The following is a 22,997-nucleotide window of genomic DNA, read 5'->3' on the forward strand; positions in this document are numbered from 1 at the left end:
ATACCTGGGGCTCTCTTCGGAGAGCCTCAAGTGTTTCTCCCTCCGCGACCACCACTCCCTCTGTGGAAAAGAATGTGGAAAATCAACTGGCGTCGGATGAAGCCGGAATTTCTTTCACGCCAAAAACGGAAGTTCACCGGAAATTAAACTGTAAGTACTCATAAACTCTGCGTTTACAGCAGCTTTCGGGTAATTCTTGATGTACTGCAGAGATTCTTCGTTAATTTTCTGATTTCCACAGAATGTAACTTAATCCGATCGCATCCAGCCGCATTTTGTCCTCCCTTTTCTGCCAGATCAGGCATTTGGAATCGTGGCTGCAACGTTTCAGGTGGATCTGTAATTGTTGCGGTGCCTTATTGCGAGGAAGTTGAGGATTTGAGATTCCCAGTACCCGGCATAGGGCGTCCACGTCAAGAATGGACTGGCGCGCTGAGCGGCGCAGCGAAGCAAACGCGGCGAAAAACAGATGGCCGAAGCCGCCCCGAGACAAAAGACGGTTTCACCTGCGCTCATGCGTCCGCAAGAACCAAGGTCAAACTTTATTCAGATTGCCAGGGAGAAGATTGGTGGAGCTAGACGGGATCGAACCGTCGACCTCATCGTTGCGAACGATGCGCTCTCCCAGCTGAGCTATAGCCCCACAAACAGGTAACGACTTGTCTGATTTTAGCAGTGAAGCGCGCAGGTGCAAAGGGGGACGCCGCAGTGCGGAACTATACCTCTGGCAGCCTGCGCAGATCTGTCTGCAGCGCTGCCCGCACCTCGGCTAACCGAGCGAGGGGAACATCTGTTTGAGCGAGGCCAGGGGAGCCGCCGCCGCGCAGACCAAATCGTGCAAGGACGGCTTTCATTACATCTCCGCAATGCAAATCGAGGTCGAGACTGCGAGCCAGTACGAGGCGCACAGTTTGTCCTTGTTCGCAGCTCAACAGAGCGATCGTACGCGGCACGGCGGCAGCAAGACTGGAGGCCAGCATGCGCAGATAGTCGGCGTCGCGATCGTTCATCACGCGGTCCACCCAGCGAAGACCATTCTGGATGGGTACTTCCACCGCGATCTGCGTGGCCTGATAGTGAGCCAGCTCCTCGCGCAGCTTCTGGTTAACTTTGACGGCGGCTTTGGCTTCGCTTCTGAGGCGCTCCACGGATGCCGGGACATCCGGCACCCCGACCGAGAGCTGGGCTGCGGTACTGGCGAGTATCGCGGCATCCTGTCGAGCGGCCATGACGGCTCGCAGTCCACATACGTAGCTGACACGCACTCCACGGCTTACCTTTTCCGTGCCGCGGATCAGCAGGCTGCCAATCTGGCCGGTGGTATTCACGTGCGTTCCACCGCAGGCATTGCGGTCATAATCTTCAATCTCAATGATGCGCAACTCGCCATCGCGTTCGGGCAGCTTGCGCAATTCCCCGGACGCCAGCATGGCCTCAGCTTCTGAGCGAGGCAGTTGGCGAACGCGGACTGGCCGATTTCCGGCGATCTGCTCATTGGCAATGCGTTCGATTCGCACCAGCGTGGCCTCATCGAGTGGGCCGCAATCCAGATCAATGGTTGAGACTTCTTCGCCGAGATGGAAGGACAAGGTGTGCGCCTCCAGCTCGTGGGCAAAGACGGCCGAAAGCAGGTGCTGTCCGCTGTGCTGCTGCATATGGTCGAGGCGGCGGGGCCAGTCGACCAGACCCTCGATCTGTGTGCCGGCGATCAGCGGTTTCTGCACAAAGTGCCAGACTTCGCCCTGCTCATCTTCTTCTACTGCGACCACGGGCAGTTCAAGCACGTTGCCCAGGCGCGAAGTGGCCCGCAGCAGCCCAAGGTCAAAGGGCTGGCCTCCGCTGGTGGGGTAGAAGGCTGAACGGTCCAGCGCAACCTGCCAGAGCGACTGCCTGTCTTCCCGCGAGTATTCGCGGATATCCGTGACGGTTGCCGTAAAGCTCAAAAGAAAGGAGTCGTTGTAATAAAGCCGCTCTGCCGCCGTCATGCCACCCCTCCGGTGCCCTTTAGATTTTAAGCACTTTCAATGTGCGGAAACCGCCCGGCACAAGGTTCTTTGTACCTGGGCAACGGACTGCGAAGGGCGCAAAACACTCGCACTCCTTTTCTCAAGGAAGCCGGTTTCGCTGCGGGGGAACTTATCTTTAGATGTGGCAAGTGGCCAGGCCGCGCTTTTCCAAATACCTCTGGTGGTATTCTTCCGCGCGCCAGAAGGTTGCTGCCGGCACTACCTGAGTCACGATTGGCCGGGGGAAACGCTTCTCTGCTGTCAGGCGATCGATAAAGGCCTGCGCCACAGTCTGCTGTTCTGGTGAGTGATAGAAGATCACGCTGCGATACTGGGTGCCCCAGTCCGGCCCCTGGCGGTTCAGTTGGGTCGGGTCATGCAGGCCAAAAAAGGCCTCAAGAAGCTGCTCGAAGCGAATCTCGTCGGGGTTGAAGTCGATCTCTACGACCTCAGCGTGGCCGGTGAGGTCAGTGCATACATCCCGATAGGTGGGGTTATCGAGCTTTCCGCCCTCATATCCGGCTGCCACATCCTGAACGCCATGCAGTTGCCGGAAGCTGGCTTCCACTCCCCAGAAACAGCCCGCTCCAAATGTTGCCTTTGCCATGACTTCCCTCCCATCTGTCAGGATGCCACAAAGGGCTCTCAGGATGCAGACAGGAAGGCTGCCGGGCGCTTATGAGCGGCGAGAGAAGAGCGGACTCAGGCCCGCTCTTCTCCCAGCGTGTAGTTGTGCTCGTGAGCGTCGCTCCAGGCCATGCGCAAACCGCCGGAGAACGGGCGGCTGCCCATCATGCGGACGATACGAACGCCGTAGTGCATGTACCAGGGGGAGCGTCCGCTGGGCCAAAGCTGGCTCAAGGGGCGAGGGACGCCATTGCCATCCGGATGGAAGACGCGGTCATCCCAGGTACGCGATCCCTGAGGAAAATCAGGGTAATCGCGAATGGCATCCAGCGTGGATTCGAGTACGCGATGCTTCCAGGGCTCGGCATACTGCGGCATGAACATCACATGGCTGAAGCCGTCACGAACCTCGTGCACAAACTCAGTGAACGAGGTGGCGTTGGTCAGGTTCACGTTGGCGTTCGGTTCGCGGCCGTGACGGTCGCCGCCGGAGATGAGCAGCATGTTCCACTTTTCGGCCAACTGCTTCACGCGGCGATTCTCGTCCCAGTTGCGCAGGCCGTTCAATTCCAGTGCATGAATGAACTGGCGGTTCGCCGTCAGAAAGTCGTGAACGCGCTGCTGGGCTTTCTCGCGGCCAATCAGGTAAAGATCCCAAACCGGATGATTAAAAACGATCAGCACGTTGGGCAGCGCGTAAAGAGCTTCGAGCAGCTCGGTCAGGCGGCCCTCATCGGGGTTTGCTGTGAACTCGTTCAGCGTTTGTATCCAGGCAGCGCCCTGATCGCTGGGCAGATTGTGGATACCGAGGTGAAATGCCTGATCGCCGCCGAACGGAGCTGTCCACTCGACCGAAACCGGGATGTGGCGCGCGCTGGGGACCGTGCGCAGCAGCAACGGGGCCTGAATGCTGTCGTGGTCCGTAATGGATACCAGTCCTGCCAGGTCGAGCTTCTTCTCAATCTGGCCGCGTTCCAGATCAAAAGCCAGAATCGGAGTTAGCGGCGGGGTCCAGTAGCTGTGGGAGTAGTCGATCTTGACTCCATGATTTGCGTTGGCGCGAGATTCCGCGCGCTGCAAAAAAGGACGCAGGTAAGGAAATTGGCGGCCCCAGTTGGCGACAAAATCCAGAGTCTCCCTCGACTGGTTGGTGTGGCTGTGCAGGGAAACCCCGGTCTTGTAAGACCGTGCAGCCTTGCTGTCCTTCCAGAAATAGGAGATGTGATTTCGACCTACCATGCTTGAATCCCCCTCCACTACTACTCCTTCAGTATCTGCCCCCAACATGAAGGCAACATTAGCAATCAAAGAAAGCTGGACTAAAATCCGGCCGCTGTATCGCCTGCGGCATTAGCGCCGCGTATGCGCAATTTCCGGCACTTCGATTTCCGCTCCTGGAGCTAAGTGCTCTCTTTCCAGATGGTTATGGATCAACCCGTCTCGCAGCAGGGCAAAAGCCTCCTCTGGAGTGTCGGCGAACTGGAATAACTCCCGGTCGGCCGCGGAGATAGCGCCTTTTTGGACCAGCGCATCCAGATTGATGACCTGCTTCCAGTATGACGAGCCGTAAACCACAATGCCGATCTTCTTGGCCAACTTGTTGGTCTGCGAGAGGGTCAGGATCTCAAACATCTCGTCCAGCGTTCCAAACCCACCCGGAAAGACTACTAGCGCCTTTGCGAGATAAGCAAACCAGTATTTGCGCATGAAGAAATAATGAAACTCGAAATTCAGCGCAGGCGTGATGTACCGGTTGGGCTCCTGCTCAAAAGGTAGACGTATGTTGAGGCCGATGGTTTTTCCGCCTGCCTCATAGGCGCCGCGGTTGGCCGCTTCCATGATGCCCGGGCCTCCGCCCGAGGTCACCACGAAACGGTGCCGGGGATATTTGAGCGATAAGGACCAGTCGGTCAGCAGGTGGGCCAGTTTGCGGGCATCCTGGTAGTACTGCACCATTTCCTGTGCAGTTTCACCGTCCAGAGGTACTTTTCGCGCGGACTGGGCGGTGTCATCCGACTTACCGGCGGCGAGTTCCTGCTCTCTTTGCAAATCCTCGGGCGATGGAGTGCGGGCCGAGCCGAAGAAGACCACGGTGTCCTGAATGCGCTCGCGCCGGAACTGGGCGAGCGGAGACGAGTATTCCGAAAGAATGCGCACAATGCGCCCGTCGGGACTGTTCAGGAAGGCCGGGTTTTCGTAGGCAAGAGGAGCGGAAGCGAGGGATTCGGGTGGTTCCAGAGGCATAAGGTCAGCTTTCGCGATAGCGAATCGCATCCGTCATGGCGATCCAAATGTTGAGTATCCCCAGGCCGGAAATCACTCCACGCAGCGCTCCGCTCATGGCAATCTTGGCGGCGAGAGCGTAGTACAGCAGCAGCCGGTTTTCCGTCCAGAAGTGGGTCCACGGCAGTACCAGCACGATGAGCCCCACATAGAGCCGCACCATCACGCGCAGGAAGAATTCCACCCGCAGCATCCAGGACGAAGGCGATGGAGAAACGGGCGCCGAGCCCCGGGGGGATACTGAAGAAGAAGGGTTCGGCTGTAGCGGCATAAGAATCAATCGGTTTGGGTGAGCAAAAAAGTCACCCGCACCCTCAACCCACGTTAACACAGGCGGCCGGGGCAGCCGGAGCCGCCCCGATCCTTCGCCCATGCACTATTGGCCCATCACGCTGACCGCGTGCTGCGCCAGGTTCCAACCCCGCAGCGTGAGGCGCGGTGCTCCGCTCGCCGCCGTTGCTGGATAGGTGATGGTGATCTGCCGGCTCTCGCCGGGCAACAGAGACACGTAATTGTCGCTGTAATAGGCAGGCAGAATGCGTTTGCCGGCCGCATTCAACAGCGTGAGCTTATCCTGCAGCGAGGCTGTTGAGCCGGTGTTGTGCAATGTCACATGCAGCTCCACCGTGCTGCCGTGGCTGGCATACGTTGCGGTCGCGGTGACGGGGGCATCGGGCAGCCGGTCGAGCGCGCGATAGTCAGCCATGTTCGAGGCCAGCCAATAGAGGTTGCGCGATACCACCTTGCCGCTCGCATCCGACAGCTTCAGCTCGACCAGTGCGACGCCGTGGGCTTCCACCTGGACCAGATCAACGGGAAAGGCTGTCACGACGCCGTCGGCGGCACTGTTCACGGTTGCGGAGTGTGAGAGCAGCGGTTGATTTGCCAGCGAATACGCCTTCACGCTGACCGTCATGGCAGGATGCGCCTCGCGCGTGGTGTTGACCACCTGCACGTTGCCATTCGAGAGGTCAAGCTGCACATGCAGGGGTTCGCACGCCTTTTTTACGCCGTAATACGAGGCTTGCGTGTCGTAGTCGTAGCTGTAAATCTCCCATACATTGCTGGGCCATGCCGGATGCGTCATCCAGAGCATGCGCCCGCTGTTGGGCTGCCACAGGTGCGCGTCCATGCCCTCAAAGATGGCACGATGGTCGATGTAGTTGAGCATCTGGGCCTTGCGTTCAAAGTCAGCCAGGCTGGTGGGTGCGCCAAACATGGCCTCGACGGCGTCCATGAAAGGATGCACGTCCCCATTTCCTGACTGATGCCAGTCGTGATAGGCCCACACGTCATCGATGGGCCACTGATCGGGCTTCGGCGTCCAGGCTTTGAAGGATTCGAGTGTGGACATGGAGGGCGTGCCGGTCTCGACCGAAAATCCCTCATTCAGATTGGTGTAATAAAGCACGGGATTCTGCCAGCGATAGGGGCCGCTCACCTGCAGGTTCACATTGTTAGAGCTGGGCATGTAGATGCGCGTGCCATCGAGCTTGCGGGTCCACTTGTCCAGCCCCTGATTGATGATGGGCTGCGGCACGCCCTCATTGCGTCCGCACCACACCACGATGGAGGGGTGATTGCGGTAATGCGAGATGGTGTCGCGCGCGTTTTTCAAAAACAGCGCCGGATTCTCCGCTTCGAGATTGCTGTCCTGCGTGGACTCCCAGAAGTCGTTCCACACCATCAGGCCATATTCGTCGGCCAGGTTATAGAAAGTCTGTTCGGTGTCCTGCCCCTGCCAGTTGCGGATAATGTTGACGCCGGCTTGCTGCTCCAGCTTGAAGTAGGGCTCAAGATGCGCGCGTGAGACGTTCTTCATTGCGTCATCCATGCCCCAGCTTCCGCCACGCGCGGCAATGCGCACGCCGTTGACCAGAATGACGAGGAAGGTTCGTGTGCCCGCATCGCTGGCGGGCGCGGGAGTGACGGCTGGCGAATGCATGGCAGCCGGAGTGAGCGAGTAGACCCAGTTGGTCCAGTTCTTCTTGCCGTCGGGGGAGTAGAAGCCGGGGTATGGCGCCTGGGGCGGGACCTGAAGAATGGCCTCATGCCGGATATTGATGAGCGCCTGCTTTGCAACGTCGCCGCGCGAGGGGTCATAGATGATCTGCTTGAGCTGCCCGCCGGGCGTCATGAGGCCGAGCTGATAGCTCACCTCGCGCATGCCAAACTGCACCGTCCGCATGTCAGATACGCCGTTGCTGGTGGCAAAGGTGAGCTTCAGGTGATAGAGATTTGGCTTGCCGTAGCCATTGGGCCACCAGAGCCGGGGATGCTGCACGACCAGTTGCGGATACTCCGAAGGCGTGAGCTGGATGGAATTGGCGCCGGAGGCCAGCGTGACTTTCTTTGTGACGGTTACGCCTTCAAAGCTGGCCGTCAGGGTGCCCTGCACCGCAGCCGTATTTGTGTTCTGGAGCGGCACATCGATGCGCACGCGAGCGCTGGTGAGGCTGGGCAGCGGGAGAGTGGTCACGACCTGCGGATCGCCGATCTTCACCGCGCCGGTAGCCTCAAGCATCACCGGCTGCCACAGGCCGCTGTCGCGATCGCGAATCGCTGGAATCCAGTCCCAGCCTTCGGTGTCCATGAAGGTCGGGCCATCGAGTACCATCTCGCCGCCATTCATGCCCGGGCCGCCCAGCACCGACTGTTCCTGCGGAATGCCGGGGTGCGGCGGCGGCGAAATCTTCACCAGCAGCACATTTTTTCCCGAGGCTTTGACGTAGGGCGTCACATCGAAAGCGCCGCGAATGAATGCGCCCTTGATGGTGCCGAGTTCGTGACCGTTGAGCCAGACTTTTGCCTTGTAGTTGATGCCCTCAAAGTCGAGCGAGAGCTGCCGTCCCTGTGCGGATTTCGGAGTCTCAAATTCCGTACGGTACCAGTAGTCCTGCTTGTTGAGGCTCTCGGGGATCGCCATGTTGTTGAGCCCGTAATAGGGGTTGGGATAGATGCCGCGATCGACCATTGTCGTGAGCACGGTGCCGGGCACGGTCGCGGCCATCCAACCTTTGGGGTCGTATTGCGGAGAATTCAGCTCCTCCGCAGTGGCATGGACCTTCGGCGCGGCTTGCAGGTTCCAGTCGCCGATCATCCATTGATCGACACCCTTCGGCGTCAGGCCAGGGCGATGCGCGGGCAGTGGCTCGGCGACCGGCTTTGAAAATGGAGCTTTGCTGTGCGGCAGCGTCTGCGGACTCTGCGGCTGACGATACCCGATCCACTGGCGTGACTGGATGGGCCAGTCCTCTGAGCCGTGCTCAAAGTCCACGACGTCGAGATCTTTGCGCTGTTTTGAGAGCGCGGCCAAATCGGAGCTGCTCATGGCATGGCGCAGCAGCGTGAAGCCTTCGATCAAGCCTCCAAAGTGAGAGAAGCCGCCGGGCAGGCCGCGCGCCGGCGCGAGCGAGAGCACCGGAGAGACACTGCCCAGCAGCAGCGTTCCATGGCCGGCCTCCGTGCCGTCCACGTAGACATGAAACTGCGTGCCATCAAACGTTGCCGCCACAAAGTGCCACGTGCCGGCTGCGATGCTCCTGCCGCCCGGCAGAGGAAAGCGCAAGGTGTTGTCCGCGCCATCCCACAGCATGACGTCTTTGGCGCTCAGGGCCAGCATGCGCGGATATTCCTCTGACGTCTCTCCCATGCCTCCGATGAGTACGGGCGCTGTTACGGCCACATTGGGTTTGATCCACGCATAGAGGGTCCACGGCGATGAGGCCATCTGCACGGTATCGTGGGTCTCGAGCTTTTCCGTCAGCCCGGTGCCGCCTTCGAGAAAAATCGCGTTGAAGGGGCCATACTGCGGCGGATTATTCGTGGTGGGCGTCCCATAGGTTTGGGTCATGCCAACGAGTGGGAACGTTAACATAAGCGCCACCGCGAAAGAGAAAAGGCGCAGGCGCGCCGCTAGATACCTTGCAGACATGAGTGTGTGCTCGCTCGTGGAATGTTATGCGCAGTCATTATGCATGACGGGGCGAGCCGGTGTCAGCAGGGAATGCTCCCGCGCCAGCCGCCATACAATGAGAGGCATGCCAGCTTCCGTGTCCGCCAGCCCTGATGTTCTCGCCCGCGCCCGCAAGATCAAGCTCTTTTTGATGGACGTGGATGGCACCCTCACCAGCGGTGGCGTCTGTCTGATCTCTCTGCCCACGGGCGGCGTGGGAGAGATGAAGCAGTTCGATTCCCAGGACGGGCTCGCGCTCAAGCTGGCCGGCATCATGGGCATACAGACCGGCTTTATCACTGGCCGCCGCTCCCCAGCGGTGCAACAGCGTGCCAGTGAGTTGAATGTGCGCTTTGTTTATCTTGGGCAGGCCACCAAAACCGCTGCCTTTGAGGAGTGCCTGGAGCAGGCCGGTGTCACCGAAGAAGAGACGGCGTATCTTGGCGACGATCTGCCCGACATGCCGCTGGCGCGCCGTGCCGGGCTGGCCATTGCCGTGGGCAATGCGGCCGTGGAACTGAAGGAGATCTGCCATTACACGACCCAGGCGCGTGGCGGCGAGGGAGCGGCGCGCGAGGTGATCGAGCTCATTCTCAAAGCGCAGGGCCGTTGGGAAGAGGCCGTGCCGAAGGCGCTCGCCTAAGGCGGCTTTTTCATCCCACCGAATCCTCGGGCCGTCCTTATGGCGGCTCGCTTATACTGCCAGCCATGCTGAAATTTCGCGCTGGATTATTTGTTTTGTCCTTTGCGCTTGCTGCTGCCCCGGTTCTCGCGCAAGCCCCTGCTACGCCGCACCCGATGACGATTGACGATGCCTTTCGTGTACAGAACGTGGGCAGTCCTCGCGTCTCGCCCGACGGCAAGTGGATCGTTTACACGGTCTCCTCGACAGACCTCAAAGCCGACAAGCGCACCACCGATTTGTGGATGGTGGGCTGGGATGGCAAACAGGACATGCAACTCACCTTCGGGTATGACGGCTCGACGAGTTCGCCGGAGTTCAGTCCCGATGGCCGTTCCATCTCCTTTCTGTCAGGCCGCAAGGGCACCGCCAAGGGAACGCAGGTGTGGGTGCTTGACCGGCGTGGCGGCGAAGCCCGCCAACTCACCGATGTGAAAAAGGGCGATCTGGAGAATTACGCATGGTCGCCGGACAGCAAAGAACTGCTCCTGACGATTCACACCGGCGGCACGGTGAGCGCGAATGATTTCAACGATCCCGGCAAGCACAAGCTCATTCCGCCCATCGTGATGACCCGCTACCACTTCAAGCAGGACGTGGAGGGCTACCTGACGGCGGACGACCACACCTACCTCTATCTGTATGACATTGCCACCGGCAAAATGGAGAAGCTGACGGCCGGCAAGCAGTACAACGAGAGCGATGGCGTCTGGAGCCCTGACGGCAAAGAGATCGCCTTCGTCAGCAATCACACGGCGGAGCCGGACCGGAACATCAACACCGACATCTTTGTCGTCGCGGCAAAGCACGGCGCCGAGCCGCGCCAGCTCACGCACTACACGGGCGCGGATGCCGGACCACTCTCCTGGAGCCCTGACGGCAAGTTGATCGCGTTTTTGCGCGGCGGTCACGTCAAGTACTGGCAGTATCAGGAGAACCATCTCGGCGTGATTGCGGCCGATGGCAGCAGCCCGGCACGCATTCTCACGTCGAAGTTTGACCGGCCTGTCCACTCGCCGCAGTTTTCAAGCGACGGCAAGAGCATCATGGTGCTCGTGACGGACGACCGCAACCGCTATCCCGCAAGCGTGGATGTGGCCACCGGCGCGGTGCATCGCCTGGTTGCGACAGAGGGCGTCTCGTGGGCGCATGCCGAAAAGGCCGGGCATGAGGCTCTGCTGTGGACCACTGACACCGAGCCCGGAGAGGTGTACGCGCTGTCGCAGGGGCATCTGCGCGAGCTGACGCATCACAACGCCAAGCTGCTCTCTGAGCTGGAGCTATCGAAATCAGAAAACATCAGCGCCCTCAGCAAAGACGGCACCCGCATTGACGGGCTGCTGACCTTGCCGGTGAACAAGAGCGAGGCCAAGCCTTATCCCTTGCTGGTCTTCATTCACGGCGGGCCGCAGGGGCAGGATGCGCATGAGTTCAACACCATTCCGCAGTTGTTTGCCGCGCGCGGCTGGGCTGTGCTCAATGTGAACTATCGCGGCAGCAACGGCCGCGGCCTTGCCTTCCAGCGCGCCATCTGGGCGAACTGGGGTGTTCTTGAGGTCCAGGATGTGCAGGCCTGCGTCCACAAGGTGATTCAGGAGGGCATCGCCGACCCCAATCGCATGGGCGTGGGCGGATGGAGCTACGGCGGCATCATGACCGACTTCATGATTGCCAGCACGAATGAGTTCAAGGCGGCGAGCAGCGGCGCGGGCACCGGCGATCCGCTGGCGCTTTATGGGGTGGATGAATACGGCAACCAGTACAACTTTGAGCTGGGCGAGCCGTGGAAGGACCTGAATACCTACATCAAGATTGGCTACCCGTTCTTCCATGCCGATCGCATTCACACGCCGACGCTCTTCATGGGCGGCACGAGCGACTTCAACGTGCCGGTGGTGGCCGGGGAGCAGATGTACCTGGCGCTCCAGACGCTGCATGTGCCGTCGGCGCTGATCGTGTATCCGCAGCAGTTCCACGGATTCACGGATCCCACTTACATTCGCGACCGCTACCAGTACTGGTTCAACTGGTACGACAAGTGGGTACTCGGCAAGGATGTGAAGCTGAGTTATCTGCCGTGGGCGAAGAAGGATAAGGACAAGGACAAGAAAAAGTAGCCATAGTCTATTGCAATAACGAGAGAGACCGCCTGTGAGGGCGGTCTTTCTCGTTGCGGCCTCGTCACAAGGATGTGCGCTGCATCACGCGCCGGAACCCCGTGCCGGTGCTAGCCTTGAAAGTGGCCTCCGATGCCTCAAAAATATGCCTTTGAATCCTGAAAACGGCGCTCTCGCCGCTGATGCCTTGTCTCTCTCTGCCCATGGCGGCCGCTTTGTGCGCGCCTGCCTGCGCCGCCCGGTGGATCGCACGCCGGTGTGGTTTCTGCGCCAGGCCGGCCGTTACATGCCCGAATACATGGCCGTGCGCAAACACCACTCACTGCTCGATATCTGCAAGCGGCCGGAGATTGCCGCCGAAGTGACTATCACCGCCGCCGAAAAGCTCGATGTGGATGCGGCCATCATCTTTGCCGATCTGCTGCTGCCCTTCGAGTGCATGGGGCTTCCGTTTGAATTTCAGGCCGGCGAGGGGCCGGTGGTGCATCACCCGGTGCGCACGCTGGAAGATGTCGAGCGCCTGCGTACCGACAAGGCTTCGGAGCTGATCTATGTGGCGCAGGCCATTGAGAAGGTGGTTGCGCACTTCAAAGACCGCCTCGGCATCATCGGCTTCTGCGGCGCGCCTTACACGCTGGCCAGCTACATGATTGAGGGCGGCGGCACGCGGCAGTATATCGAGACCAAAAAGTTCATGTACCGCCAGCCCGATGCGTGGAAGCAGTTGCTCGACAAGCTGGTCACGGTGCTCACGGCCTATGCCCGCCAGCAGGTCGAGGCCGGTGCCGACGTCATTCAGATCTTCGATAGCTGGGCCGGCTCGCTCAGCGTCGAGGACTACCGCGAATTTGTGCTGCCGGTCACGCGCCAACTGGTGCGCGAGGTGCAGGCGCTGGGCGTGCCGGTCATCTATTTCGGTGTGGATACGGCCTCGCTGCTGCCCTCCATGCGCGAGACCGGCGCCGACGTGCTCGGGCTGGACTGGCGCACGCCGCTTGCCGAGGCCTGGCATCGCCTCGATTACGGCTGCGCGGTGCAGGGCAACCTCGATCCCATCACGCTCTTTGCCGAGCCGGATCTGATTCGTAACCGTGTCGAGAACATTCTGGCGCAGGCTGCGAATCGCCCCGGACACATCTTCAATCTAGGCCACGGCATTGTGCCCGGCACGCCGGTCGAGCATGTGCAGGCCGTGGTCAAATTTGTGCGCGAATACAAGCCCGCGACCTTGTGAGGAAGCAGTTTATGGAAGAAAGAGCCGCCATTCTTTTGCTCGCTCACGGCACTCCGGACTCCGCCGAAGAGATCCCCGAGTACCTGCGCAATGTGGTCAGCGGCCGCCCCATGCCGGCCGAGGTCATCGAAGAGGTGCGCCACCGCTTTGTTGAGATCGGCGGCAGCCCGCTCACCGCACTCACCCTGCAGCAGGGCCGCCTGCTGCAAGAGGCCCTGGGCCTTCCGGTCTATGTGGGCATGCGCAACTGGAAGCCCTACATCGCCGATGTGGTGAAGCAGATGGTGGAGGACGGCATCACCCGCGCTGTGGCGATCTGTCTGGCTCCGCAGAACTCGCGCACCAGCGTCGGCCTCTACCGCCGCGCCGTCTTTGCCGAGGCCGGGCAGAAGATGCAGATTGGCTTCATCGAGGGCTGGGCCGAGGACGACCTGCTGGCCGCGGCCTTCGCCGACCGCCTGCGCGCGACCTGGGAGCCTTTTCGCGCCGAGGTGGGTGGGCCGGTGCCCGTGCTCTTCACCGCGCACAGTGTGCCCTGCCGCACGGTGCAGGCGCCGCAGCCCGATCCGGAGGCGCCGCGCCGTCCTGTTCTGCCGCCGGACCCCTACAACTACGAAGCCAAGAAGACTGCGATGCATGTGGCTGCAAAGGTGGATGGCCTCGATGCCTGGTACTTCGCCTTTCAGAGCCAGGGTATGTCGGGCGGCCCCTGGATTGGCCCCACGGTGGAAGACACGCTCACGGCGCTGCATCAGGAGGGCATTCGTCATCTTGTGATCCAGCCGGTGGGCTTTCTCTGCGATCACGTCGAAATTCTGTATGACATCGACATCGCCTTCCGCGACTTTGCGCAGAACCTTGGCATGATGCTGCGGCGTCCGGCCTCGCTCAATGATTCGCCTCTGCTCACCGCCGCGCTGGCGCGCCTGGCGCAGTCGGGGCTGGATCGGCTGCAGGCCAGCGAAGCCCCCGAACCGGCGGCTTCATGAAGCACATTGCGGTCATCGGAGGCGGCATCAGCGGTCTCACCGCCGCCTGGCAGCTCACGCAACTGGATCAATCCTGCACCCTCTTTGAGGCAAGCGCGCGGGTGGGCGGCATTGTGGAAACAGAGCGGCGCGACGGCTTTGTGATCGAGTGCGGCCCCGATTCCTGGGTGGCTGAGAAGCCCTGGGCGCGCGAACTGGCGATTGAGCTGGGTCTGGAAGACGAAATCATCGCGTCGAACGATTTTCAGCGCCGCACCTGGCTGCTGCGTGATGGCCAACTGCTGCCCATGCCCGATGGCATGCGCATGATGGTGCCCACGCGGCTCGATGCGCTCGAAGGCTCCCCGCTGTTTTCTCAAGAGGCGATCCGCGCCTATGCCGCCGAACCCTCCCGCGCGGAGGGACTGCGCGCGTCGGCGCTGCCGGAGGGGCAGGATGAGTCCGTGGCCAGCTTCGTGCGCCGCCACTTTGGCGATGAGGTTACCCGCACCATCGCGGCGCCCCTGCTGGCTGGGGTCTTCGGCGGCGATGTGGAGCAGTTGAGCGTCCGCTCGGTGATGGCACCCTTCGTCAAGATGGAGCAGGAGCACGGCAGCCTGATCGCTGCTCTCAACGCGCGCCCGCCTAAGCCGGGCCATGGTGGCACGTCTATTTTCGGCTCGCTGCGCTCGGGGTTGGGCACACTGGCTGAAAAAATGTCTGAGGCTCTGCCTACGGCCAGCGTCCATTTTGAAACTCCGGTCCAAGCCCTGGCACGCGAGGGAGGCCAGTGGCGGGTGTCCACCACGCAAGGGAGTGGCCTCTTTGACGCGGTGTTGCTGGCCACGCCTGCGAATGCTACCCGCGCGCTGCTGGCCCGGCTCGATGCGGCTGCCGCCGCGCTGCTGCCGGTAGAAGCCAGCTCCGCCATCGTCGTGGCGCTGGCCTATGATCGGGCTGCGGCCCGGCATATGCGAGTTCCAGAGGGATTTGGTTACCTCGTGCCGCCGCCGCAGGCTGGGCAGGGCCCCAGCGCCGAATCGCTGCTGGCCTGCACCTTTGTGGATCAGAAGTTCCCGCATCGCGCCCCCGATGGCTGCGTGCTGCTGCGCGCCTTCTTTGGCGGGGATGCCGCGGAGCGTCTTCTGCATGCGCCGGAGAGTGAATTGATCACCCGCGCCGAGGCGCAATTGGCCGTGGCGCTGGGGCCGCTGCCCGCGCCCGCGTTTTCTCTGGTGCGCCGCTGGCCGCTTTCGCTGCCGCAGTATGCGACCGGCCATCTGGACCGCATGCGGGAGCTTGAAGCCCGCGTTGCGCAGCTCCCGGGTCTCACGCTGCTGGGCAACGCCTATCACGGTGTGGGGCTGCCGGATCTGATTCGCCAGGCGCGCAGTGCTGCCCGCGCGCTGGTTGCGCCCGAAGCGTAGCCGCTGCCGCCGGGCGCTCCAAAAGATGCGAGATGCCGCGTGAAATCAGGGTGTTTTTCGCACGGGAACAAGCGGACGCCGGAGTTTTTCTCCGGTCGAATTCATGGGAATCGAATGCTCGCGCCGCAACATCTAGCAGGCGATGATGCAATTTAAGGCTTCGAATGACGCGCTCCCGGCAAGTTCACTCCGGTCTCGCGTTCGTTCCGTTATGGGAACAGCAGGTAAAAATTTGGTGAGATGCAGCATGGAATTGAGGCGAGACCGTTTTCCGGTTAGCATAGAGTTTCGCTGGCATACATCCCGAAATGCGTGTCTGGGCCACGAAGGCCCGAGCACGGGGGACCAGAGGCAGCTCTTGATCGCTGCTACGGATAGATTGGTTCTGCTTCCTGGTTCCTCAACTTTGTCGCGAGCGATTGCACGAGCATACGCAGCGCCGGAGATCCGGCAACAGGCAATTTCATCGCGCGCCCTGGCGGATAGGACTCCTGTGCGCGCCACAACCACGAACGGGTAAGCAATACCGATGTTCAAGCAAATTTCCAGAGGGTTGCGGTCGATTTTGTACGCTGCCGGCTGCGCCATGTTCCTGCAAGCGGGCGCCTGGGCGCAGACGATTACGACAAACACCGATTCGTTTTCGCCGGCGTCGAAGCCTGCCCATGAGATTTTCGGTCTCGCCATCTTTGCGCTGGCGATTACCGGCGGCATCTTTGTGGTGGTCGCCGCGGCCATGTTCTATGCTGTGATTCGCTACCGCCGCCGCAAGGACGACGATGGCAGCGAGCCGCCGCAGATTTTTGGCAGCGTGCAGATTGAGATTGCCTGGACGGTGATCCCGATCATCATTGTCGTGGTGCTCTTTCTGACGTCGGCCCGCCTGATCTTTGCCATCAAGGATGCTCCGCGTCCCAAGTCGGCGTTGAACATTACGGTTGTCGGCCACCAGTTCTGGTGGGAGATTCGTTATCCCGGTCTGGGCATCATCACGGCGAACGAGATTCACGTGCCGGTCAGCACCAAGGCCGATCCGCAGCCTACCTATATCAAGCTGCTCTCCGCCGACGTTGTCCACTCCTTCTGGGTGCCGCAGTTGGCCGGCAAGACCGATGCCATTCCGAATCATGTGAATGAGACCTGGATCGAGCCGACGCACACCGGCATTTACAAGGGTCAGTGCTCGCAGTTTTGCGGCGCGGAACACGCCAAGATGCTGCTGCGGGTCTATGTCGATACGCCGGCTCAGTTTGAGGCTTGGGTCAAGCAGCAGCAGCAGCCGGCGGTGGAAGATCCGGCCGTGGCCGCCGGGCGCGAAGTCTTCATGCACAACGCCTGCATGAACTGCCACGAAATTCGGGGCACGGAGGCGACGGGCCGTTTCGGGCCTGACCTTACGCATGTGGCCAGCCGCGATACTCTTGCCTCCGGCTCGGTGATGAACAACCCGGCAAACCTGCGCCAGTGGATCGAAAATCCTGACTACTTCAAGCCGGGTGTTCTGATGCCGGCAATGCACCTCAGTTCACAGCAGCTCGACCAGGTAACCGCATATCTGGATACGCTTCACTAGTTTTCGCAGTGCTCAGCGCTGCCCGCGCGGCAGCCGCTGACGAGGAGAATGGGAAGAAAAAATCATGGCAGACCAGACTCTACCAATTGGCGGTGCCCTGGACGTTACGCCTCATGATGAGGCGCAAAAGGGCACATTCCTTGAGTGGCTGCATGGCTGGGTAATCACGGTAGACCACAAGCGGCTGGGCATTCTGTATGTCACGTTTGCTCTGTTCTTCCTGCTGGTGGCCGGTCTCGAAGCCCTGGCTATTCGCGTGCAACTCGCGATGCCCAACAACCACTTTGTTTCGCCGGAACTGTATAACCGCCTCTTCACCATGCATGGCACCACCATGATCTTCCTGGTGGGCATGCCCATTCTCTTCGGCTTTGCGAACTACATCGTGCCGTTGCAGATCGGCGCGCGAGACATGGCGTTTCCGCGTCTGAATGCATTCAGCTTCTGGCTGACAGCCTTCGGCGGTCTGCTGCTCTACTGGAGCTTCGTCGGCGGCTTCGGCCTCTTCGGCGCCGGCACGGCGCCGGACGTAGGATGGTTCGCCTACGCCCCGCTGACCGAACGCGCCTTCTCGATCGGCCATGCGATGGACTACTGGGCCGTCGCGCTGATTATCTCGGGCTGGGGTACGCTGGGAACGGCCATCAATATTGTCGCCACGACGGTTTCGATGCGCTGCAAGGGTATGACGCTGATGCGCATGCCGCTCTTCACCTGGCTGATGCTGGTGGTCAGCGCGCTGACCCTGGTGACCATCACTCCGCTCACCGCGGCGCAGATCATGCTGATGATTGACCGCTACCTTGGCGGCCACTTCTTTGACACGCAGGCCGGCGGGTCAGCCGTGGTCTGGATGCACTTCTTCTGGATCTTCGGCCATCCTGAAGTCTATGTTCTGGCGCTGCCGGCCTTCGGCATCGCGAGCGAAATCATCCCGGTCTTCTCGCGCAAGGCGATCTTCGGCTATCCGGCCATGGTGGCGGCATCGGCCGGCATCGGCTTCGTGAGCCTTGGCGTCTGGGCGCACCACATGTTCACCGTGGGCATGAACGGCCCTACCACTGCCTTCTTCGTGCTTTCCACCATGCTGGTGGGTATCCCCACGGGCATCAAGATTTTCAACTGGACCGCCACGCTCATTGGCGGCAAGATCTGGTTCGCCACGCCGATGCTCTTCTGCCTCGGCTTCCTGATCCAGTTCCTCATCGCCGGTTTGACCGGTATCATGCTCGCCTGCGCACCGTGGGATTGGCAGTTGCACAACTCCTACTTCGTGGTGGCGCACTTCCACTACGTGCTGGTGGGCGGTATCGTCTTCAACATTTTCGCGGCCATCTACTACTGGTTCCCCAAGGCTACCGGCAAGATGCTGAGCGAAACCCTGGGCAAGTGGCACTTCTGGCTCTTCCTGCTGGGCTTCCACCTTACATTTGACACGATGCATATCCCGGGCATTCTGGGCATGCCGCGCCACATTTATACGTATGAGGCCGATCGTGGATGGGGCGTCTATAACTTCATCGAGACCATCGGCGCGTTCGTGCAGGCGATTGCGGTTCTGATCTTCGTCTACAACATCGTGATTTCGCTGATGAAGGGGCAGGACGCGGGCAGCGATCCCTGGGATGCCTGGACGCTCGAATGGGCTGTTCCCTCGCCGCCGCCGTCGTACAACTTTGTCGTCGATCCGGTCGTCAACAGCCGCCGGCCGCTGTGGGACCTCAAGCATCCTGAAGATCCAGATTGGAAATACGAATAATGGCTACGATTCCCGTTGTGCATAACCCGGCTGAGGAGAAAGAGTGGCGGCTGCCCTCCCGCGGCCTCGCGGCCATGGTTTCGCTCATCATCGGCGAGACGGCTCTCTTCAGCATCTTTGTTGTGGCCTATGTCTTTTACATGGGCAAGAGCATCAGTGGACCTCAGCCCAGCCAGGTGCTTGAGCTGCCAATTTTCATGACGATCTGCCTGTGGTCGAGCAGCCTGACCATCGTGCTGGCCGAGCGGGCGATCGAACATGGAAAGATGAAGGTCTTCTCGCTCTTCTGGGGCCTCACCATTCTGCTGGGGGCGATCTTCCTCGGTGGCACGGCCATGGAGTGGCACAAGCTCATCTATCACGATGGCCTGACGATCAGCACCAACCTTTTTGGTACCACGTTCTACTCGCTGGTCGGGCTGCACGCCTCGCACGTCATCGTGGGCCTGATCATGCTCCTGATTGTTTTCTTCTTTTCATTGACCGGACGGCTGCAGCCGAAACACGCCTATCAGATCAAGACGCTGGCGCTTTACTGGCACTTCGTCGACGCGGTGTGGGTGGTGGTCTTCACGGTTGTTTATCTGGTGGGGCGGTGATCATATGTCCGAGATAACCAAGCATACTGATATTGCACAACATCCGGCCGGCCCGGAGCACGGCGAGTCGATTCACCTGCCGGCGGGCACCTCGTGGCCCATCGTGCTGGCCTTTGGCTGCACCATGCTGCTGGGCGGAATTCTGCTCGGAGCCTACATCTCTCTGCTGGGTGCGGTTCTGGTGGTTTTTGGTTGCGTTGGCTGGTTCCGTCAGCTCTTTCCGCATGAGCACGCCGAGCATATCCCGGTCGTGGTGCAACCCATTCACGTGGAGACAGTCCGCAAGAAGATCGATCGTTATGTTCTGCCGGGTAATTTGCCGGCCGATGCCGAGCCGCCGGTTTCCACGCCGATCATGGCAGGCCTCAAGGGCGGAATCGCGGGCGGTATCGCCATGGTCATTCCGGCCCTTATTTACGGGGTCGTGGCGCACCACAGCATCTGGTATCCGATCAACCTGCTGGGAGGCGCGGGCCTTACCGGCATGGGCAGCCTGAGCACGGCCAGCCTGAACGCCTTCCATCCGGCCACATTCATCATCGCGATCGTGATTCACATCACCACATCGCTGCTGGTGGGCCTGCTCTATGGCGCCCTGCTACCTTTGCTGCCTCGTCATCCGATCGTACTGGGCGGCATCGTGACGCCGCTGCTCTGGACAGGTCTGCTGCACTCCTCGCTCGGCCTGATCAATCCCACTTTTGACGTCCGCATCTCGTGGCCCTGGTTTGTGGTTTCGCAGATTGCCTTTGGCCTGGTGGCCGGCTGGATTGTCTCGCGGGATGAGAGCTACCGGCGTGTTCAGAAACTTCCGTTCGCCATGCGAGCGGGTTTGGAGATTCCAGGAATCATGCACGAAAGCGACAAGAACGGAAACGGGGAGGGCTCGCACTGATGCGCCGCCGTTACCTTCTGCCTATCGTCTGTGTCTTCGCGGTGAGTCTGCTCAGCGGATGCAAGAATCTGCCCGGTTATCCGAAGCCCGCCTGGCAGCCTCCTAAAGATGAGACCAGCTTCAAGGTTCTCTACACGCAGAATTGCGCCTCCTGCCATGGCGAAAACGGTCGCAATGGCACTGCCATAGCGCTGAACAATCCCGAGTATCTGGCCATCGCCAATGATGCGGCCCTTCATCAGGCCGTCACCAACGGCGTACCCAACTCGCTGATGCCGGCCTTTGCCATGTCGGCCGGCGGCATGCTCACGAGCCAGCAGGTGGATATCATCGTCTCTGGCATTCGCCAGCACTGGGGTAAGCCGAACGCGCTGGCGGGAGCCACGCCCCCGGCCTATCTGCAGCCGGCTACGGGCGGCAACGCGCAGCAGGGACGCCAGGATTACATCCAATACTGCCTCTCCTGCCACAACAGCAAGCAGACGAACATCACGAACACTTCGTATCTTGCGTTGATCAGCGATCAGGCCCTGCGCAGCATCATCATTGCCGGACGCCCTGACCTCGGCCAGCCCGACTGGAGAAATGACAAGCCGGGCCACCCTTTGACCGATCAGGAAGTCACCGACATTGTTACCTATCTGGGGTCGCTCCGCGTACAGAACCCCGGACAACCGTATTCGTCGTATGAGTGAGGAACAACGTGACTGAAGAAACTGGCACCCATAGCGAACCCTCGGATTACAGCCAGCACTCCGCCACGAACGATCAACTGTCGATCTCACGCCGCTGGCTGCTGCTCAAGATCGGCGTTGCGTTCAACGCCGTCGTCGGGCTGGTTCTGGCCACGCCGATCATCGGCTATCTGCTGGCTCCGATGAAAAAGGATCGCGCCTATAAGTCGTGGGTTTCGCTCGGCGGGATTGAGAAATTTCCCGTTGGCCAGACTCGTCTGGCGACCTATGTGAACCCATGGAAGAGCCCTTCGGACGGGCAGACAGACGATATTCCATGCTGGGTGCAGCGGCGGACGAAAACCGAATTCACGGTGTTCGCCATTAACTGCGCTCACCTCGGCTGCCCGGTGCGCTGGTTTCCCCAGTCGCAGCTTTTCATGTGCCCCTGCCACGGCGGCGTGTACTACGCCGATGGTTCGGTGGCCGCGGGTCCGCCTCCGAGAGGCCTGTTCAAGTACCAGAGCAAGATTGTGGGTGGCGATCTGCAGATCTTCGCCGGCCAGATTCCTACGCTCTCCAACACGGCGCAGCTCGTGAACATCGGTGGCTGCAAGGGAGATTCCCCATGCGCGGGCTAGACAAAGCAAAGAAGGTTTATGACTGGCTTGAGTTCCGGGTCGGGTTTGAAAAGCCCGTCAAGGAAGCCGCTCTGCACCCGGTGCCGCGTAATACCGCCAGCTGGTGGTATGTGTTCGGCAGCGCGGCCTTTACGCTGCTGATGCTGCAGGTTTTCACGGGCATTCTGCTGGCGCTTATTTATGTGCCGTCGGCAGGGCAGGCATGGCAGAGCCTGAACTTTATCAATCATGACCTGACCCTGGGCTGGTTTGTCCGGGCGGTGCACAACTGGGGATCGAACTTCATGGTCGCCATTGTGCTCATCCATATGGTGCAGGTCTTCCTGTTTGGCGCCTATAAGTTTCCGCGCGAACTCACCTGGATGGTCGGCGTCTTTCTGCTGCTGCTGACCCTGGGTATGGCCTTCACCGGTCAGGTGCTTCGCTTTGATCAGGACGCCTACTGGGGCCTGGGTATCGGCGTCTCCATTACCGGCCGTGTTCCTTTCATCGGGGGACAATTAGTCCACCTGCTGTTAGGCGGTCCAATCATAGGCGGCGCCACGCTCAGCCACTTCTTTGACCTGCACGTGTTCATTATGCCGGCGGCACTGCTTGGCCTGGCTGGTCTGCACGTGTGGATGGTGCTGCGCCTCGGCATTAACGAGTGGCCGATGCCTGGCCGCATGGTCAAGCGCACCACCTACATGAAGGAGTACCACGAGCTCACCCACACGGATGGCGTGCCCTTTGTGCCGGTCGCCCTGTGGAAGGACATCGTCTTCTCCGGCGCCATCATTGCAGCGGTACTGGTGTGCGCGGCGATTCTGGGTCCCAAGGGACCCGGCGGTGCGCCGAACCCGACATACATTCGCACGGCTCCCAAGCCGGACTTCTTCTTCCTCTGGATCTATACCGCGCTGGCCATGCTGCCGCCGTGGATGGAGACACCGCTGCTGCTGACAGCGCCGATCATCGGCATCGTCGGCCTGCTGTCGGTGCCGCTCATTGCCTCAGAGGGGGAGAAGAGCTGGCATCGCCGACCGGTGGCCGTGCTTACGGTTGCTCTGGTCGCGGTGGCATGGGGAACGCTGACCCACCTCGGTACCTATGAGCCCTGGAGCCCGCACATGAATGCGTGGAGCAAGGACACTATGCCGGTGAAGTTTGTCCACCAGGACTCGCCCCTCGAACGCCGTGGCGCGGTGGTCTTCCAGGAAAAGCAGTGCCGTAACTGCCATGAGATTGCCGGCGAAGGCGGTCACCGTGGTCCAGCTCTTGACGATGTGGCGACCAACATGACGCAGGATCAGTTGATTCGCCAGGTGCTGCAGGGCGGCGGCAATATGCCGGCTTACGGTAAGAACCTGACACCGCCGCAGGTGAAGGCGCTCATCGCCTTCCTGGAAACGCTGCATGGCCCCAATCAGAAGCCGGCGATGGACGCCTCGCAGCACTTTGACGAGAGCTTGGTTCACACTGGCGTCACTGTGCCAGCGCAGACCATGCCCTTTGCTCCTCCGGCGGGCAGCGGCTCTCAGAACAGCGATCCGATGAAGTAGTTGTCAGGTCGCTCCA

18 protein-coding genes and 1 tRNA gene are annotated in these 22,997 nt (G+C 60.6%); 12 read left to right on the forward strand and 7 right to left on the reverse strand.

What is annotated here, in order from left to right; all coding sequences use genetic code 11:
- Positions 1 to 567: 567 nt before the first annotated feature.
- The 7 genes from ACP_RS11525 to ACP_RS11555 form a co-directional block, all read right to left on the reverse strand.
- A tRNA-Ala gene (locus tag ACP_RS11525) sits at positions 568 to 643 on the reverse strand.
- A gap of 73 nt (positions 644 to 716) precedes the next feature.
- The gene (locus ACP_RS11530) at positions 717 to 1,985 is read right to left on the reverse strand and encodes an alanyl-tRNA editing protein (protein WP_015897507.1); all 1,269 of its coding nucleotides are present in this window, start codon (positions 1,983 to 1,985) and stop codon (positions 717 to 719) included.
- Positions 1,986 to 2,142: 157 nt separating this feature from the next.
- Positions 2,143 to 2,613: a peptide-methionine (S)-S-oxide reductase MsrA gene (gene msrA, locus ACP_RS11535; RefSeq protein WP_015897508.1), complete on the reverse strand. Its 471-nt coding sequence runs from the start codon at positions 2,611 to 2,613 to the stop codon at positions 2,143 to 2,145.
- Between the two features lie 95 nt (positions 2,614 to 2,708).
- On the reverse strand, positions 2,709 to 3,872 hold the full coding sequence (locus tag ACP_RS11540) for a hypothetical protein (RefSeq protein WP_015897510.1): 1,164 nt from the start codon (positions 3,870 to 3,872) through the stop codon (positions 2,709 to 2,711).
- Positions 3,873 to 3,983: 111 nt separating this feature from the next.
- A complete protein-coding gene (locus tag ACP_RS11545) occupies positions 3,984 to 4,907 on the reverse strand; it encodes an LOG family protein (protein WP_015897511.1) in 924 nt (307 codons plus the stop codon).
- Positions 4,882 to 5,100, reverse strand: coding sequence for a hypothetical protein (locus ACP_RS11550; RefSeq protein ID WP_148215134.1), 219 nt, complete (start codon positions 5,098 to 5,100; stop codon positions 4,882 to 4,884). Before ACP_RS11550 ends, ACP_RS11545 begins: the two co-directional genes overlap by 26 nt.
- A gap of 192 nt (positions 5,101 to 5,292) precedes the next feature.
- The gene (locus ACP_RS11555; protein WP_169305971.1) at positions 5,293 to 8,769 is read right to left on the reverse strand and encodes a glycosyl hydrolase 2 galactose-binding domain-containing protein; all 3,477 of its coding nucleotides are present in this window, start codon (positions 8,767 to 8,769) and stop codon (positions 5,293 to 5,295) included.
- Between the two features lie 187 nt (positions 8,770 to 8,956).
- On the opposite strand from ACP_RS11555, the gene ACP_RS11560 reads away from it, so the two are divergent.
- From ACP_RS11560 to ACP_RS11615, 12 genes are all read left to right on the forward strand, one after another.
- A complete protein-coding gene (locus ACP_RS11560) occupies positions 8,957 to 9,514 on the forward strand; it encodes a KdsC family phosphatase (protein WP_238525543.1) in 558 nt (185 codons plus the stop codon).
- 95 nt (positions 9,515 to 9,609) lie between these two features.
- The gene (locus ACP_RS11565) at positions 9,610 to 11,670 is read left to right on the forward strand and encodes a S9 family peptidase (protein WP_238525544.1); all 2,061 of its coding nucleotides are present in this window, start codon (positions 9,610 to 9,612) and stop codon (positions 11,668 to 11,670) included.
- Positions 11,671 to 11,815: 145 nt separating this feature from the next.
- Positions 11,816 to 12,904 carry a uroporphyrinogen decarboxylase gene (gene hemE, locus ACP_RS11570; RefSeq protein ID WP_015897516.1) on the forward strand — a complete coding sequence of 363 codons (1,089 nt, stop codon included), beginning with the start codon at positions 11,816 to 11,818 and terminating at the stop codon, positions 12,902 to 12,904.
- Positions 12,905 to 12,915: 11 nt separating this feature from the next.
- Complete coding sequence (gene hemH / locus ACP_RS11575; RefSeq protein ID WP_015897517.1) at positions 12,916 to 13,893, forward strand: ferrochelatase; 978 nt, start codon at positions 12,916 to 12,918, stop codon at positions 13,891 to 13,893.
- Positions 13,890 to 15,299, forward strand: a complete 1,410-nt coding sequence (hemG, locus tag ACP_RS11580) for a protoporphyrinogen oxidase (RefSeq protein ID WP_015897518.1) — start codon at positions 13,890 to 13,892, stop codon at positions 15,297 to 15,299. Before hemH ends, hemG begins: the two co-directional genes overlap by 4 nt.
- Positions 15,300 to 15,828: 529 nt before the next feature.
- Complete coding sequence (coxB, locus tag ACP_RS11585; protein ID WP_015897519.1) at positions 15,829 to 16,872, forward strand: cytochrome c oxidase subunit II; 1,044 nt, start codon at positions 15,829 to 15,831, stop codon at positions 16,870 to 16,872.
- Between the two features lie 64 nt (positions 16,873 to 16,936).
- On the forward strand, positions 16,937 to 18,631 hold the full coding sequence (ctaD, locus tag ACP_RS11590) for a cytochrome c oxidase subunit I (RefSeq protein ID WP_015897520.1): 1,695 nt from the start codon (positions 16,937 to 16,939) through the stop codon (positions 18,629 to 18,631).
- Entirely contained in the window at positions 18,631 to 19,230 is a 600-nt protein-coding gene (locus tag ACP_RS11595; RefSeq protein WP_041839526.1) for a cytochrome c oxidase subunit 3, read from the forward strand. Before ctaD ends, ACP_RS11595 begins: the two co-directional genes overlap by 1 nt.
- Positions 19,231 to 19,234: 4 nt before the next feature.
- A complete protein-coding gene (locus tag ACP_RS11600) occupies positions 19,235 to 20,125 on the forward strand; it encodes a hypothetical protein (RefSeq protein WP_015897523.1) in 891 nt (296 codons plus the stop codon).
- Positions 20,125 to 20,820, forward strand: coding sequence for a cytochrome c (locus tag ACP_RS11605; RefSeq protein WP_015897524.1), 696 nt, complete (start codon positions 20,125 to 20,127; stop codon positions 20,818 to 20,820). Before ACP_RS11600 ends, ACP_RS11605 begins: the two co-directional genes overlap by 1 nt.
- Before the next feature lie 8 nt (positions 20,821 to 20,828).
- Positions 20,829 to 21,440: a QcrA and Rieske domain-containing protein gene (locus ACP_RS11610; RefSeq protein ID WP_015897525.1), complete on the forward strand. Its 612-nt coding sequence runs from the start codon at positions 20,829 to 20,831 to the stop codon at positions 21,438 to 21,440.
- Positions 21,428 to 22,981 (forward strand): cytochrome b N-terminal domain-containing protein, encoded by a 1,554-nt coding sequence (locus ACP_RS11615; protein ID WP_015897526.1) that lies wholly within the window; start codon positions 21,428 to 21,430, stop codon positions 22,979 to 22,981. Before ACP_RS11610 ends, ACP_RS11615 begins: the two co-directional genes overlap by 13 nt.
- The last annotated feature ends 16 nt before the right edge of the window (positions 22,982 to 22,997 follow it).

This window comes from Acidobacterium capsulatum ATCC 51196, assembly GCF_000022565.1.
Taxonomy (GTDB): domain Bacteria; phylum Acidobacteriota; class Terriglobia; order Terriglobales; family Acidobacteriaceae; genus Acidobacterium; species Acidobacterium capsulatum.

Bases quoted from the DNA above. Each gene is read 5' to 3' on its own strand.
- ACP_RS11530 (WP_015897507.1), bottom strand. From the start codon at position 1,985: ATGACGGCGGCAGAGCGGCTTTATTACAACGACTCCTTTCTTTTGAGC.
- msrA (WP_015897508.1), bottom strand. From the start codon at position 2,613: ATGGCAAAGGCAACATTTGGAGCGGGCTGTTTCTGGGGAGTGGAAGCC.
- ACP_RS11540 (WP_015897510.1), bottom strand. From the start codon at position 3,872: ATGGTAGGTCGAAATCACATCTCCTATTTCTGGAAGGACAGCAAGGCT.
- ACP_RS11545 (WP_015897511.1), bottom strand. From the start codon at position 4,907: ATGCGATTCGCTATCGCGAAAGCTGACCTTATGCCTCTGGAACCACCC.
- ACP_RS11555 (WP_169305971.1), bottom strand. From the start codon at position 8,769: ATGACCCAAACCTATGGGACGCCCACCACGAATAATCCGCCGCAGTAT.
- ACP_RS11560 (WP_238525543.1), top strand. From the start codon at position 8,957: ATGCCAGCTTCCGTGTCCGCCAGCCCTGATGTTCTCGCCCGCGCCCGC.
- hemE (WP_015897516.1), top strand. From the start codon at position 11,816: ATGCCTTTGAATCCTGAAAACGGCGCTCTCGCCGCTGATGCCTTGTCT.
- hemH (WP_015897517.1), top strand. From the start codon at position 12,916: ATGGAAGAAAGAGCCGCCATTCTTTTGCTCGCTCACGGCACTCCGGAC.
- hemG (WP_015897518.1), top strand. From the start codon at position 13,890: ATGAAGCACATTGCGGTCATCGGAGGCGGCATCAGCGGTCTCACCGCC.
- coxB (WP_015897519.1), top strand. From the start codon at position 15,829: ATGTTCAAGCAAATTTCCAGAGGGTTGCGGTCGATTTTGTACGCTGCC.
- ctaD (WP_015897520.1), top strand. From the start codon at position 16,937: ATGGCAGACCAGACTCTACCAATTGGCGGTGCCCTGGACGTTACGCCT.
- ACP_RS11595 (WP_041839526.1), top strand. From the start codon at position 18,631: ATGGCTACGATTCCCGTTGTGCATAACCCGGCTGAGGAGAAAGAGTGG.
- ACP_RS11600 (WP_015897523.1), top strand. From the start codon at position 19,235: ATGTCCGAGATAACCAAGCATACTGATATTGCACAACATCCGGCCGGC.
- ACP_RS11605 (WP_015897524.1), top strand. From the start codon at position 20,125: ATGCGCCGCCGTTACCTTCTGCCTATCGTCTGTGTCTTCGCGGTGAGT.
- ACP_RS11615 (WP_015897526.1), top strand. From the start codon at position 21,428: ATGCGCGGGCTAGACAAAGCAAAGAAGGTTTATGACTGGCTTGAGTTC.